This window comes from Profundibacter amoris, assembly GCF_003544895.1.
GTDB lineage: Bacteria > Pseudomonadota > Alphaproteobacteria > Rhodobacterales > Rhodobacteraceae > Profundibacter > Profundibacter amoris.
In genome coordinates this window covers 2,539,559-2,553,361 of the sequence record NZ_CP032125.1, presented here as the reverse complement: position 1 = coordinate 2,553,361, position 13,803 = coordinate 2,539,559, and the positions used below count along the sequence as shown (strand labels likewise).

The following is a 13,803-nucleotide window of genomic DNA, read 5'->3' as shown; positions in this document are numbered from 1 at the left end:
CTAAATACCTCCGCCGGAGGCGATCCGGCATTTCCCCCCTCGAAATCCTCACCGTTTACGGGCCTCCAGTTCGGAATTGAACAGGCGCAAACGATGGGTCAGGTTGTCGTGGTCAATCACGCTGTTGAAGTTTTCAAACAAGAATGACAGGGCTTCACCCTCGTCCAGCCCGGCTTCTTTGGCAAAGCTGCGCAGGCGGCGATAGCCGTCTTCGGACATGGCGACCGGAAAGCGGCGGGTCAGGCGCAGGCGTTTTGGCATTTTATTCCCCCTGAGTGTCGTGTGGTGGCCCCGCACCCCATATGCGGGACCACCAGCCGTGAGTGCTCCTCCCTTGGAGCGTTGTTCACAGTCTAGAACGCTTCGGCATCCAATGCCATCACCGTATCGGCCCCTGTCTGGATGCGGGCAAGATGCATGCCGGTGGCGGGCAGTTGGCGGGCCATATAGTAGCGCCCTGTTGCCAGTTTGGTTTCGTAGAAGGCTGTATCGGACGCACCTGCAGCCAGCGCCGCATTGGCGGCTTTGGCCATGCGCGCCCACATCAGGCCAAGGCAGGTGTGACCGAACAGGTGCATGAAATCATAGGAACCGGACAGGGCGTTGTTGGGGTTGGTCATGCCGTTTTGCATGAAATACATCCCTGCCCCCTGCAAATCCTTGCTGGCCTGTTTCAGCGGCTCGAGGAAATCGGCCTTCAGCGCCTCGTCCTCCGCGTTTTCCTTGATGAAGGTTTTGACCATATCAAAGAAGGCCATTACATGTTTGCCCCCGTCCTGCGCCAGTTTGCGGCCCACAAGGTCAAGCGCCTGAACGCCGTTGGCGCCCTCGTAAATCTGAGTGATGCGTGCGTCGCGCACGAACTGGCTCATCCCGTGCTCTTCGATATAGCCGTGGCCGCCGAACACCTGTTGTGCCTGCACAGTCATGTCAAAGCCCTTGTCGGTCAGGAAGCCTTTGACAACCGGTGTCATCAGGGAAACCAGCCCGTCGGCTTCCTTGTCGTCGGCGCGCACGGTGCGGTCGATCAGGTTGGCGCTCCACAGCAGGAACGCGCGGCCACCTTCGACAAAGCTTTTCTGGTCCATCAGGTTGCGGCGCACGTCGGGGTGCACGATGATCGGGTCGGCCGGCCCGTCGGGGTTCTCAGCGCCGGTAACTGCGCGGCCCTGCAGGCGGTCCTTGGCGTAGATCACCGCATTCTGGTAGGCGACTTCGGCCTGTGCCAGCCCCTGCATGCCAACGCCGATGCGGGCTTCGTTCATCATGGTGAACATGGCGCGCATGCCTTTGTGTTCCTGCCCCAGCAAGTAACCGGTGGAGTCATTATAGACCATCACACAGGTGGCATTGCCGTGGATGCCCATCTTTTCCTCGATGCTGCCAACCGAAACTCCGTTCGCATCGCCAAGCGAGCGGTCGTCCTTGACGATATATTTTGGCACGATGAACAGGGAAACGCCTTTGATGCCCTCCGGCCCGCCGGGAATTTTCGCCAGCACCAGATGGATGGTGTTTTCCGACAGGTCATGATCGCCGGCCGAGATAAAGATCTTTTCGCCGGTGATCTTGTAGCTGCCGTCGTCTTGCGGCACGGCTTTGGTGCGCATCAGGCCCAGATCGGTGCCGCAATGGGATTCCGTCAGGTTCATGGTGCCGGTCCATTCGCAGGTCACCATCTTGGGCAGGAATTTTGCCTTTTGTTCGTCCGTGCCGTGGGCGTGGATGGCGGAATAGGCCCCGTGGGTCAGGCCCTGATACATGGTGAATGCCTGATTGGCGCCCGAGAAAATCTCGCCGACCGCGGTGTTCAGCACATAGGGCATGCCCTGACCGCCATAGTCCGGATCGCAATCCAGACCGGTCCAGCCGCCCTCTTTCATTACCTCAAAAGCATCCTTGAAACCCGTGGGCGTGGACACCAGCCCGTTTTCCAGTTTGCAGCCCTCGACATCGCCAACCGGGTTTAGCGGGGCCAGAACCTCGCTTGCCACTTTGCCGGCTTCTTCCAGTACCGCGCCGGTGAAATCGGCTTCGAGTTCGTCATAACCGGGGATGTCGTTGTGGCTGACATCCAGCAGGTCATGCAAAAGAAACTGAACATCTTTGATCGGAGCGGTGTAACTTGGCATGTGGGTCTCTCCCGGTTGTTTAGGTGGTCAGGCGGCCGTGGTCTGTTTGGTGCGTCGGGCCTTTACTTCCCGTTCACCCCATTTGATCAATCCGTCCAATTCCTCCAGTGCCTGTATTAATTCATCACGCTGCTGGGTCAATTCAACATAGCGTTCTCTGGCAACTTCCAGCGAATGTATCAGTTGCGTCTGGCCCTTGTCACCCATGTCATACAGGTTCAGGATCTGGCGGATTTTCTCCAGATCAAGGCCAAAACGTTTGCCGCGCAGGATCAGTTTCAATCGGGCGCGTTCGCGGTTGGTATACAGCCGTTTTTGCCCTTCGCGGATAGGCGAAAGGAGTTCTTTGGACTCGTAAAAGCGTAATGTGCGGGCGGTTACGCCGAATTCTTCACACATCTGTCGAATTGTCATTGCGTCATCATCTTTCATGGCGCGATCCCTTTTCTAATGCACTTGCTAATGCGCACCACATGCGGATCACATACCGATACTACAACCATGCTTTACGCGAACGTAAACGTAACGTGGCGTCACATTGCGTATGACGAAACGTCAGGAAATATGACGTAGCGGCATTTGAAATAAAATATTCCGGCTGCTTGGGCGCGATTTTGCCGAAGGTAAGGTATTCCTTACCCTATTTTTTATGCTTCAACTCGTCTGTCGCGCCATCTCGTAATTTTTCAAGTTCGGAAATTGATTCGTCCAGTTGTTTACGTTGCTCTTGCAGGGCATCCAGTTGCCGGTTGGCCATTTTCACCCAGGTTTCCAGTTGTGCCTTGGTGCCTTCCTGCTCGTAAATCTCCAGCCACTGGCGAATCTCTTCCAGTGAAAAACCGAACCGGCGGCCGCGCAGGATCAGCACCATACGGGCCACTTCGCGCGGGCCATAGAGGCGTGTGCGGCCCTCCTTTTCGGGGCTTAGCAGCTCGATATATTCGTAATACCGCAAGGTGCGCGGGGTGACCTCGAATTTCGCGCACATCTCTTTGAAGCTTAGTTGGGTATCGGACATGGTTTCACGGCTCCTTGCAGGGGCAGGGTAAACCAATGCGGGGGCGTGATGCAATCGGGGTCAGTTCAAAAAACCGGGGGCGAAGAAATAGAAGGCGTACCCCAGTACCAGCGCGGGGAAGGATGTATAGATCGTGGCCAGCAGTGCGGCCTTGGGGTTCAGCGCGATGGCAGGGAACAGGGCGTCGCCGTCATTGGCGATGGCATTGGCGATCAGGGCGGAAAACGGCACCACGCCGTTGATATACAGTGTGGTCACCAGAATTTGCGGCCCGCATCCGGGGATAAAGCCGATCAGCACACCAATCAGCGGCATGGCGATGGCAACGGTTGAAAACAGGGCGGCAAGGTCAAGGCCCGAAAACGCATCCAGATAGGCATAACCCAGATAGGCGGATAGCACCCAGATGGTGATAAAGGACGTTTCCTCGGTCATGCGGGTTAGGGCGGGGTCTTCGGGATTGGAAATGGCCAGTACGGGGGACACCAGCCAGATCAGCAGGATCAGCGCCATACCCGTCAGCGCGATGATGGTGCCGATGGTGGCCATCAATGGCGAGGGGGTGACCTGAAACGCATCCAGCAGGCCCAGACCCAGACCGGGCAGGGCAACAAGGCCGAACATGATATCACGATGGCGGATGTGCGGGATGCTGGGGCCTATGGCGCAGGTGGTACAGGCGCGTCCGGGGATCTGTTTCTTGTGAAAGCGGTCCACGATCATGCCGGTTATAATGCCGGCCACCAAAGATAACGGCATCACCACAGCGGCAGCCATCGGTTTGGTGGCGATCAGCAGGAAGGCGGCATCGCCCATGGTGCCCGTCAGGGCCGCCACCAGCGCGCCCAGCGTCACATTGCCCGATGAATAGGCCGAGGTGACAATAATCGCCCCCGCACAGCCGGGTGACATGCCCAGCAATGTGGCGATCGGGATTTGCAGGCGGGTCTGGCGGCGCAGGAAATCGCCCAGATTGACGTTGAATAGTTTCTCGCTGCCGTAGACCAGCATCAGCGTAGCCGCGACAAACACCGACACACCGACAAAGGCATCATGCATCATGCTGCGTGTGACCTGCCCCAGTTCGCCGGGCCAAAGCGCCAGAATGACCAATGTCAGAACAATCACGGTGCGCATGTTTTTCAGGGGATTCAGCCGCAACAGCAGCGCATAGGGGCTGCGCGAGGGAAGGCCAAGTTTTGCGGTCTGGGTGGTCATAACGGGTGTTCCGACTCTATTCCTGACAATATCCCTATGGATAATGAGAATGACTTGCAAGTAATTTTGAGTGAAATTGTCGGGTATAATGTCGCAGATAAGACTTGCACTGAATTGCGCTGGGCGGAATAACAAAAGCGCGACATCTTTTTTCTGGATAAGGAGCAGGCGCGTGGCAGTACCGGAACACCTTGATGGCGAGGCGCGGGTCAATCTGATCCGGCAGGTCTTTGCCGCGATGCCGCATTTTCAGGCGCTTGGCATGGAGCTGGGCAAGATCGCTGATGGCAAGGCCGAAATCTCGATGGCCTATGACGAACGTTTTATCGGCGATCCGGAAACCGGCGTGATTTCCGGCGGCGCGGTTTCGGCGCTGATGGATACGACCAGCGGGGCGGCGGTGATGTGCCATCCGACCGGCACCATGGGCACGGCGACGCTGGATTTGCGCATCGACTATATGCGCCCTGCAACCCCGGGCCAGCGGATCACGGCACATGCCGAATGTTACCATGTCACCCGCACAGTGGCCTTTGTGCGCGCCACCGCCACGGACGAGGATACATCCCGCCCCGTGGCCACGGCCACCGGCACTTTTACCATCCAGCGCGAAGAGGGGGGCAAGAAATGAGCCGATCCCGTCCCGAACCCGTACAAGTGATCAAACAGCGGCGCGATGCGGCGCTGACCTCGCTGGTTGACGGTGTGCCCTATGCGAAATTTCTTGGGATCAGTTTTGATCGGCGCGGGGATGAATTGACCGCCGTTCTGCCGTTTGATGAAAAACTGATCGGCAACCAGATGTTGCCAGCGATCCACGGCGGGGTGACAGCCGCCTTTCTGGAAATCACGGCGGTGATCGGCCTAAGCTGGCAAATGCTGTGGAACGACATCGAAAGCGGAGACGCGGGCGGGGATATGACCCTGCCACGGATGCCCAAGACGATTGATTTCACCATCGACTACCTGCGCAGCGGTCTGCCGCGCGATGCCTATGCGCGGGCGCGGGTGAACCGCTCGGGGCGGCGCTATGCCTCGGTGCATGTCGAGGGGTGGCAGGACAACCGCCAGCGCCTGTTTGCACAGGCCACGGGGCATTTCCTGATGCCGCAGCGGGATGAGTGACAGCCAGACAGGCGCGCTGACCCATTCCCGCGTCCTGAAGATTGCCTTTCCGATTGTGCTGTCCAACGCCACGGTGCCCATTCTGGGCGCGGTGGATACCGGCGTGGTCGGGCAGTTGGGGCAGGCCGCCCCGATTGGCGCGGTGGGGATCGGCGCGATTATTCTGGGCGCGCTTTACTGGTTTTTCGGGTTCCTGCGGATGGGCACTTCGGGCATGGCGGCGCAGGCATTGGGGGCGGGTGACCGGCCCGAAGCGGCTGCCCTGCTGATGCGGGCATTGCTGATCGGCTTTGCGGCCGGCGTTGGCCTTATCCTGTTGCAAATCCCGCTGATGTGGGCGGCGTTTCAGGTGTCGCCCGCCTCGGGCGAAGTCGAGGCTTTGGCGCGTTCCTATATGCGTATCCGTATCTGGTCGGCACCGGCGGCGATATCGTTATATGGCATCAGCGGCTGGCTGATCGCGAATGAAAGGACCCGTTCGGTTCTGGTGCTGCAATTCTGGGTGAACGGCTTGAACATCGGGTTGGATCTGTGGTTCGTGCTGGGCCTTGACTGGGGGGTGCAGGGCGTGGCCATCGCAACCTTTCTGGCAGAATGGAGCGGGCTGGTGTTGGGCCTTTGGCTGTGCCGCAGTGCTTTTGCCGGATCGGCATGGCGGGACAAGGCGCGGATTTTCAACCGTGACAGGCTGAAACAGATGGCGGTGGTGAATACCGACATTATGCTGCGTTCCGTGCTGTTGCAGGTGATTTTCATCTCGTTTCTGTTCTTTGGCGCAGATTTTGGCGATGTGCCACTGGCGGCCAATCAGGTGTTGTTGCAGTTCCTGTTCATCACCGCCTATGCGTTGGACGGCTTTGCGATATCTGCTGAAACGCTGGTGGGGCAAGCGTTGGGGGCCGGGAATTATACAGCATTGCGTCGCAGCGCATCCCTGACCAGTTTCTGGGGGCTGGTGACGGTCACTGTGCTGTCACTGGCATTTTGGGTATTCGGGGGGGACATCATAGATTTGATGACAACCGCGCCGGATGTAAGGGCCGAGGCCCGCGTGTATCTGGTCTATATGATTGTAGCACCCGTTCTGGGCGTTGCATCGTGGATGCTGGATGGCATTTTTATTGGCGCCACCCGCACTCGCGACATGCGCAATATGATGGCGCTGTCGTTTATCGTTTATGCGGTGTCGATCGCGGTGTTGGTGCCGATGTTCGGAAACCACGGGCTGTGGCTGTCCTTACTGATTTCCTTTGTCGCCCGCGGGGTGACGCTTGCATTGAAATATCCGGGGCTGGAGGCACAGGCAGGGAAATAGATTCTATGCCTGCGGCGCAGGTATTTAGGGCAAGAAGAAGGGGCTAGAGAATATCCAGAACGGATTCCGGTGGGCGGCCAAGGGTGGCTTTGCCGTCTTTGATCACCACGGGACGTTCAACCAGTTTGGGGTGTTCGGCCATAGCTTTGATCAATGTGTCCTCGTCGGCATCCTTCAGGCCCAGTTCCTTGAACAACGCTTCACCTTTGCGGATCAGTTTTTCGGCGGGGATGTTCAGCAGCGCCAGCACTTCGCGGATTTCTGATTCAGACGGGGCGTCGTCCAGATAGCGGCGGATGGCCGGAGTGATGCCGGCCTCTTCGATCAGGGCCAGCGTGGCGCGGGATTTGCTGCAACGGGGGTTGTGCCAGATGGTTGTCATAGCCAGTCCTTTCGTCCGGTTCCGACCGCGTCGGAGACTTTGTAGAATTTGTCACGCGCCAGCAGATCGTCAAGGCCGCGGGTGATTTCATCAACCAGCGACAGGCCCTGATAGACCATCGCCGAATAAAGCTGCACCGCCGAGGCGCCGGCGCGGATTTTCTGATAGGCCTGTTCAGCCGAGCCGATGCCGCCGACCCCGATCAGCGGGATTTTACCATCGGTCAGTTCCGATAGCTGCGCCAGAACGCGGGTGGATTTTTCAAACAAAGGTTCACCGGACAGGCCACCCGTTTCATCGCGGTGACGGCTGGTCAGCCCGTCGCGCGACAAGGTGGTGTTGGTGGCGATGATGGCATCAATGCCGGTCTTGCGGGCCACGTCGGCCACGTCGGCCAGTTCCTGCTCGGTCAGATCGGGCGCGATTTTCAGGAACACGGGGATCGGGCGGGGCAGGCCGTCGCGTACCTTCAGCACGCCGTTCAGCAGGGCGCTCAGGGCATCCTTGCCTTGCAGATCGCGCAGCCGTTCGGTGTTGGGGGACGACACATTCACCGTGGCAAAATCAATATCCCCGCCGCAGTATCCCAGCACCCTGGCAAAATCCGCAGCGCGGTCGTCACTGTCCTTGTTCGCGCCAAGGTTCAGACCGATCACCGCGTCACCGGTATATTGCACCAGTCGGCGCCCGATCGCCTGCATCCCGTCATTGTTGAAGCCGAAGCGGTTGATCACCGCCTTGTCTTCGCTCAGGCGGAACAGGCGCGGTTTGGGGTTGCCCGGTTGCGGGCGCGGGGTGGCAGCGCCGACCTCGATAAGTCCGAAACCGGCGCGGGACAGCGGCGCAAGGGCCACGGCGTTTTTGTCAAAACCGGCGGCAAGGCCGACAGGGTTGGGCAGTTTCAGCCCCGCGACAGTGGTGCGCAGGCGGGGCGAGGTATATACACCGGGCAGAGGTATCAACCCGCTGTTCAGCGCCTTGAGCGACAGGGCGTGCGCCTGTTCCGGATCCAGCCGGTGCAGGGCCGCAATACCAAGGCGCTCGATCAGCTTCATGTCATTTCTGCCGGAAAGATATGCGCCCCGTTCTCAAAGGGCAGCGGTTTGGCCCAGAGCACTTCGGCGCGTTTCAGAGGGCGGTAGAGATGCGGAAACAGATCGCCCCCGCGCGAGGGTTCCCATTTGATCGCATCGCCCATATCGTCGGCCTCGAAGGCGACCAGCATCAGACCGTCCACACCGGCAAAATATTTCGCCGCCGTTTCGCCGGCCTGTGCGGCAGTGGAAAAATGGATAAACCCGTCGGCCAGATCAATCGGCGCACCAAGGGTTTCGCCCTTTTCGTCAAGTTCGGCCCATTCGGACCCAAGGAAGATTTTATAAATTTGCATGGGGGTGACATGCCGTTTTGAAACGCAATCGTCAAGGCTTTGACTCTTGGGGGATACATCGCCACGATACGCGGTGATTCAATTCACTCAACAGGGGGATTCCCATGACGATGCGTTCCAAAACCACCTTTCGCGGCCTGACGGCGGCCATTCTGGGCGGCACAGCGATTGCTGCGGCCACGCTGGCACCGGCCTATGCCGAAGAGTCGATCAAGATCACCATTCTGGGCGTTGGCGATATTTACCAGTTCAACGGTGATGGCGATGCCGGTGGCTTTGCCCGCCTGAACGCCGTGGCCCGGGCCGAACGTGCTGCCAACCCGAACACGATCTATGTGTTTGACGGCGATATGCTGTCGCCGTCCATCCTGTCGGGGTTTGACAAGGGGCAGAACACGGTTGAGCTGACCAATCTGGTGCCTTTTGACATTGCCGTGCCGGGCAACCATGAATTCGACTTCGGTGTTGAAAATTTCATGGAAAAGATGGCCGCCTCGAATTACCCTTGGGCCGCGATCAACATCACCAATGGCGACGGATCACCTGTCGAGGGCCTTGGCGGTGTGATGTGGAAGGAAATCGAGGGGCTGAAAATTGCCCTGATTCCGGTGGCGCAGGACACCACCCCCGAGGTGACAAGCTCGGAAGATCTGAAATTCGCACCCACCGTTGAAAGCGGTGTTGCCGCCGCAAAGGCCGCGCGGGCCGAAGGGGCCGATCTGGTGATTGGCGTGGTGCAGACCGACATGACCAATGACCGCAAGCTAATCGCCAGCGGCGCGTTTGACGTAATCCTGTCGGGTGATGACCATTCCTACGGCACCTCCTATGACGGGCGCACGGCCTATGTGGAAACCTCGATTGACGCGCGGTTCCTGTCGCCGATTGATCTGACCGTGACAATCGGGGAATCCCGCGGCAAACGCAAAGTTAGCTGGACCCCGAACTTCCGTTTTATCGACACGGCGAATGTCGAGCCTGATCCTGAATCGCAGGCGCTGGTTGTTGCGTTTGAAAAACAGCTGGACGACAGCCTGAATGTGGAAATCGGCGCAACCAAGGGGATGCTGGATTCGCGCCGCAATGTGGTGCGTGGCGAAGAATCCGCGATGGGCAACCTGATTGCCGATGCCATTCGGGATGCAACCGGCGCCGATATTGCCATTGCCAATGGCGGCGGCATCCGTGGCGACCGCACCTATGACGCGGGCACGGTTCTGACGCGGCGCGATATTCTGACAGAACTGCCCTTTGGCAACGTCACCGTTGTGACCGAACTGCCCGGCAGTCAGGTTCTGGCCGCGCTGGAAAACGGTGTCAGTCAGGTTGAAAAGGGGGCTGGCCGATTCCCGCAGGTTTCAGGCATGACGTTTGTCTATGATCCCAGCGCACCGGCCGGTTCGCGCATCGTTTCGGTAAAAGTCGGCGGCGAGGATCTGGATATGGACAAGACCTACAAACTGGCCACCAACGATTACATCCTTGGCGGTGGTGACGGTTACAGTGCGCTGGGCGGTGGCCGGATGCTGGTTGATGCGGCAAACGGCAATTTGATGGCCAATGACGTGATCGACTATGTGCTGAAGAACGGTGGCGTGACCGCCTCGGTCGAAGGCCGGATCAAAACCGTCGGCAACTAGGCCGGACTGAATAGCAAGCGAAACACCCCGCACTGCAAGCTGCGGGGTGTTTTGCATTTTGCACATGCCTGTTAGAGTATCCCCATGTGTGGACGATTTTCCCTGACCCTGCCGGTGGACGCGATGGCGCAGATGTTTGCGGCCCTGCCTGCGAACAATCTGCCCGTGACCCCGAACTACAACATTTGCCCGACGAACAACATTTCTGCCGTGGTCCGCGGTGAAGGGCGACGGCTGGTCTCGATGCGCTGGGGGTTTGTGCCGCAGTGGTATAAAACGCTCACCGATGGCCCGCTGCTGATCAACGCGCGGGGGGAAACGCTGGCCGAAAAACCCGCCTTTCGCGATGCCTGTCGCAGCCGCCGCTGCCTGATCCCCGCCACCGGCTTTTATGAATGGAGCAAAGGCGAGGGCGGGGCGCGTCTGCCGTGGTATATCTACCGTGATGATGGTACGCCGGTGGTGTTTGCCGGTATCTGGCAGCGCCGGGACAAGGGGGATGCCCTGCTGGACAGTTGCGCGATTGTCACCACGGATGCGAATAGTGAAATGGCGACGGTGCATCACCGGATGCCGGTGATCCTGTCGCCGGATCAATGGGGGCTGTGGCTGGGCGAGGAAGGCAAGGGGGCCGCGAGATTGATGCAGCCCGCCCCGGACGGGGTGTTGCGCAAGCATCGGGTCGGGGTTGCGGTGAATTCGAACAAGGCACAAGGGCCGGAGTTGATCGAGCCGCTAGAACCGTAACGACAAGCAGGACATGCCGCCGTCCAGTTTGGCACATTCCGTATTGTCGATTTCCCGCACCTCGTAACCGGCATTACGCAGGCGTTTGGCGGTGTCGGGAAAACCGGCGGCCATGATCACGAATTGGTTAAAGCGGATGGCATTGGCTGCGGCTTCTTCCCCGTCTGCCGTGTGGATGACTTTATAGCCGTCAAAGCACCCCGATGCGGCAAGGCGCGGGGTGGACAGGATGGTTTTGCCATCCAGCAGGGAACAATCGGTTTTGAAGTGCAGCACACCACGGGGAACGGTGATGCTGCGCACCCTATAGCCCCAGTCCTGCACCAGTTGGGCCAGTTCATCCACACCGGCCTGATTGGTGCGATCCGACAGGCCGACCAGAATTTCCTTTGGCGTGACCAGAATATCCCCGCCCTCGATGGTACCCGGGCCTTTGATCTTGCGAACCTCGCTATAGTGACGGCGCAAGGTCGGGGCCATTTCGGCCACTTCGCCCGCACGGCTTGCCGCGCCCGAGCGCATCAGGACTGCGCCTTGGGGCAGGCACAGGGCGGTGTCCTCGACGAAAACACTGTCGGGATAGGCGGGCAGGGGCGGCAGTTCTACTGCATCGGCACCGGTTTCACGCAGGGTGGCGACATAGGCGTTATGGGCGGCCTGCATTCGCACAAGATCGGGCGCGCCGGTATCAATGGCGCGCAGCCCCTCGGTAATGCTGGCGGCGGGTTTGCGGGTGACGGCGTGGCGGAATTCGTAGGTCTGGTTCATACCGCGTATTCAAACGCTATTTACGGCCAAAGGAAAACAGTTTTCTGGTCCATTTTTCCTTGGGGGCGCGGGGGACGTATTTGTCCAGCTCGGCCTCGAGGTCGGTGCCTTTGATCAGTTCCTCGCCTGCCTCGACCCGTTCGGCCAGAAAGGTGGCGATCGGGATGATGGCGTCCTTGTATTCGGGTTTGGCGAATATTTTCAGCGCGATGTCTTCCAGTTCAAACATCACCGCTTCGGCGTCCTCTTCCCCCTTCAGCCCCGCAATCAGGCGCGATAATTCGTCCACGCGGGCGATATCACCGATGCCGCAGGTGTTGCAGGAACAGGCGGTTTCTTCGGCGATCTGGCCGCCGAACAATTCGATCACGCGGATTTCCAGCGCTTCGATGAAGGATACCCAGTCGTTGTTGCTGAACGTCTTGTCGCTGCTTAAAACCGGCGGGCGGGGCAACATGCGGACCGACAGGATATGCAGGTTCAACGCGCGGGCGGTCAGGGCGTGGCCGGCCTCGTAAACGGCCAGACGAAAGGCCAGATCGGCGCATTTGCCTTCGGGGGACTGGCGGGATGCTTCGGTATACATTTGCTTGGTCCTATGTGGTCTTTTTGGCCTTGGCCGGATCATCCTTGGCAATCGCGGTTTTGCCCGATGGATCGGCGTAGCGGTCGTTCAGGTTCTGGATGTGGGTGGCCACGGTTTCGCGCACGGTGCGTAGATGCTTGCCAGCGCGTTTGCTCCAACCTGCGGGCTCGACGCGGAAAATCGACTGGAAGGCACCGGCGCTTTTCAGGAATGCATTTTTCAGGTTCAACTCAACCTGCCCGTAGGATTCCGATAGCGGTTTGGCGATGCGTTTGGCCACAAATCCGCGCATCCAGAAATGAAAGGCAAAGGCAAGGATCGCCAGGGCCACCACGCCGACAGTTGCGTCGATCCAGTTGGCCTTGATCCAGGCAAAGGTGAACATTTCCAATGAGGGCACCCACTTGAAATAAACCGCCGCCCCGATGGCCGCCGCCACCAGCGCGCCCAATGCAATGCCGTCGCCAATCAGCACACCACGGCGCCATTTTGCCTTTGCGGTGCGCAGTTTGGGCAGCACGTCGTGCTCTAGTTCATTGGCCACGGTTTCCAGCACCGAAACGATGCGGTAATTGCGTTGCAATTCAACTTCGTCCATGCGCTCTTTGATCTTGGCCAGATCGGTGTCGCGTTTGGCGCGGAAGCGTTCGCGCAGGGCCTTGTCTTCGATCGGGCTGGCGGCTTTTTCGTTATAGATGGTGTAAAACTGCCCCGCCGTCAGACCGGCCTGCGCAATCGCGCGTTGCCATGCGCCCACCACTTCTTCGGGGTTGTCGTCCTTGGCTGCCGTGTCGATCTGGTTCAGAACATACAGGAATTTCGAGGCATCCGTGCGCGTCACCGTGCGGGCGACCAGATGTTCCAGCGTGTCCTGCATTGCGCCCGGTTCGGGGTGGCGGGCGTCAAAGAAAACCAGCACCAGATCGGACAGATCAAGGATGTGATCGGTGATGCGCAGGGTCGATGTGCGCTGATCATCGGCGTCAAATCCGGGGCTGTCGATGATGATCTTGCCACGGATCGCTTCCTTGTCGGTGGTGCGCAGTTGCAGATAGCTTTCAATGTGTTTGCCTTCGCCTTGCGCCACTTTTTCGATCTCGTGACTGATGCGGTAGAAAGGAAAGCGCGGATCGGCATCAAGGGCGGAACCGGGCAGGGTCTGGTTGCCGCCACCTTCGGCCGAGCGGTGACAGATCACGGTGAATTTGTCATCCACCGCCTGATTGCCGGTGCTTTGTAATTCATCCCCGACGTAAGCGTTGATAAATGTCGATTTTCCCGAGGAAAACGTGCCCAGCACCGAAATCAGCGGCCACCATGAAATCCGCGAGGCCAGCGATGTTTCCCGATCCAGCAGGCCGGTTTTGTAAAGCAGCTTGTCGAATTTGTAATAGGTCGGCAGCACCTCGAGTAGCGCGGGGTTTTCGGCCTTCAAATGGCTTTCCAGACGGGCGAGGCGGGATTTCAGAAAGGTGCTCATGT

16 protein-coding genes are annotated in these 13,803 nt (G+C 58.9%); 5 read left to right on the top strand and 11 right to left on the bottom strand.

What is annotated here, in order from left to right; all coding sequences use genetic code 11:
- Positions 1-48 precede the first annotated feature (48 nt).
- From BAR1_RS12710 to BAR1_RS12690, 5 genes are all read right to left on the bottom strand, one after another.
- A complete protein-coding gene (locus tag BAR1_RS12710) occupies positions 49-261 on the bottom strand; it encodes a hypothetical protein (RefSeq protein ID WP_118943360.1) in 213 nt (70 codons plus the stop codon).
- A 92-nt stretch (positions 262-353) separates the two neighbouring features.
- Positions 354-2,132: an acyl-CoA dehydrogenase C-terminal domain-containing protein gene (locus BAR1_RS12705; RefSeq protein WP_118943359.1), complete on the bottom strand. Its 1,779-nt coding sequence runs from the start codon at positions 2,130-2,132 to the stop codon at positions 354-356.
- Between the two features lie 27 nt (positions 2,133-2,159).
- Positions 2,160-2,564 (bottom strand): MerR family transcriptional regulator, encoded by a 405-nt coding sequence (locus BAR1_RS12700; RefSeq protein WP_118943358.1) that lies wholly within the window; start codon positions 2,562-2,564, stop codon positions 2,160-2,162.
- A 208-nt stretch (positions 2,565-2,772) separates the two neighbouring features.
- On the bottom strand, positions 2,773-3,150 hold the full coding sequence (locus tag BAR1_RS12695) for a MerR family transcriptional regulator (protein WP_118943357.1): 378 nt from the start codon (positions 3,148-3,150) through the stop codon (positions 2,773-2,775).
- Between the two features lie 60 nt (positions 3,151-3,210).
- The gene (locus tag BAR1_RS12690; protein ID WP_118943356.1) at positions 3,211-4,368 is read right to left on the bottom strand and encodes a putative manganese transporter; all 1,158 of its coding nucleotides are present in this window, start codon (positions 4,366-4,368) and stop codon (positions 3,211-3,213) included.
- A gap of 238 nt (positions 4,369-4,606) precedes the next feature.
- Here BAR1_RS12690 and BAR1_RS12685 point away from each other — a divergent pair, with 238 nt between their 5' ends.
- The 3 genes from BAR1_RS12685 to BAR1_RS12675 are packed head-to-tail and all read left to right on the top strand — an operon-like array spanning position 4,607 to position 6,808.
- Positions 4,607-4,999 (top strand): PaaI family thioesterase, encoded by a 393-nt coding sequence (locus BAR1_RS12685; protein ID WP_118944477.1) that lies wholly within the window; start codon positions 4,607-4,609, stop codon positions 4,997-4,999.
- A complete protein-coding gene (locus BAR1_RS12680; RefSeq protein WP_118943355.1) occupies positions 4,996-5,493 on the top strand; it encodes a PaaI family thioesterase in 498 nt (165 codons plus the stop codon). The genes BAR1_RS12685 and BAR1_RS12680 overlap by 4 nt, the downstream gene beginning before the upstream one ends.
- Positions 5,486-6,808: an MATE family efflux transporter gene (locus tag BAR1_RS12675; protein ID WP_118943354.1), complete on the top strand. Its 1,323-nt coding sequence runs from the start codon at positions 5,486-5,488 to the stop codon at positions 6,806-6,808. Before BAR1_RS12680 ends, BAR1_RS12675 begins: the two co-directional genes overlap by 8 nt.
- Before the next feature lie 43 nt (positions 6,809-6,851).
- On the opposite strand, the gene arsC is transcribed toward BAR1_RS12675, so the two are convergent.
- From arsC to BAR1_RS12660, 3 genes are read right to left on the bottom strand one after another with little or no spacing between them, the layout of a single operon-like run.
- Complete coding sequence (arsC, locus tag BAR1_RS12670; protein ID WP_118943353.1) at positions 6,852-7,190, bottom strand: arsenate reductase (glutaredoxin); 339 nt, start codon at positions 7,188-7,190, stop codon at positions 6,852-6,854.
- The gene (locus tag BAR1_RS12665; protein ID WP_118943352.1) at positions 7,187-8,245 is read right to left on the bottom strand and encodes a quinone-dependent dihydroorotate dehydrogenase; all 1,059 of its coding nucleotides are present in this window, start codon (positions 8,243-8,245) and stop codon (positions 7,187-7,189) included. Before BAR1_RS12665 ends, arsC begins: the two co-directional genes overlap by 4 nt.
- On the bottom strand, positions 8,242-8,580 hold the full coding sequence (locus tag BAR1_RS12660; protein ID WP_118943351.1) for a DUF952 domain-containing protein: 339 nt from the start codon (positions 8,578-8,580) through the stop codon (positions 8,242-8,244). The genes BAR1_RS12665 and BAR1_RS12660 overlap by 4 nt, the downstream gene beginning before the upstream one ends.
- A gap of 104 nt (positions 8,581-8,684) precedes the next feature.
- Between BAR1_RS12660 and BAR1_RS12655 the strand changes: the two genes are divergently transcribed.
- Together BAR1_RS12655 and BAR1_RS12650 are read left to right on the top strand one after the other, a co-directional pair.
- On the top strand, positions 8,685-10,220 hold the full coding sequence (locus BAR1_RS12655) for a bifunctional metallophosphatase/5'-nucleotidase (protein ID WP_118943350.1): 1,536 nt from the start codon (positions 8,685-8,687) through the stop codon (positions 10,218-10,220).
- An 84-nt stretch (positions 10,221-10,304) separates the two neighbouring features.
- Complete coding sequence (locus tag BAR1_RS12650) at positions 10,305-10,967, top strand: SOS response-associated peptidase (RefSeq protein ID WP_118943349.1); 663 nt, start codon at positions 10,305-10,307, stop codon at positions 10,965-10,967.
- Here the strand turns inward: BAR1_RS12650 and BAR1_RS12645 are convergent.
- Genes BAR1_RS12645 through BAR1_RS12635 form a run of 3 tightly spaced genes read right to left on the bottom strand, consistent with a single transcriptional unit; the run spans position 10,956 to position 13,801 of the window.
- A complete protein-coding gene (locus tag BAR1_RS12645) occupies positions 10,956-11,735 on the bottom strand; it encodes a dimethylarginine dimethylaminohydrolase family protein (RefSeq protein WP_118943348.1) in 780 nt (259 codons plus the stop codon). The genes BAR1_RS12650 and BAR1_RS12645 overlap by 12 nt on opposite strands.
- Positions 11,736-11,751: 16 nt before the next feature.
- On the bottom strand, positions 11,752-12,321 hold the full coding sequence (locus tag BAR1_RS12640; RefSeq protein WP_118943347.1) for a hypothetical protein: 570 nt from the start codon (positions 12,319-12,321) through the stop codon (positions 11,752-11,754).
- A 10-nt stretch (positions 12,322-12,331) separates the two neighbouring features.
- Positions 12,332-13,801, bottom strand: coding sequence for a dynamin family protein (locus tag BAR1_RS12635; protein WP_118943346.1), 1,470 nt, complete (start codon positions 13,799-13,801; stop codon positions 12,332-12,334).
- Positions 13,802-13,803: the final 2 nt, after the last annotated feature.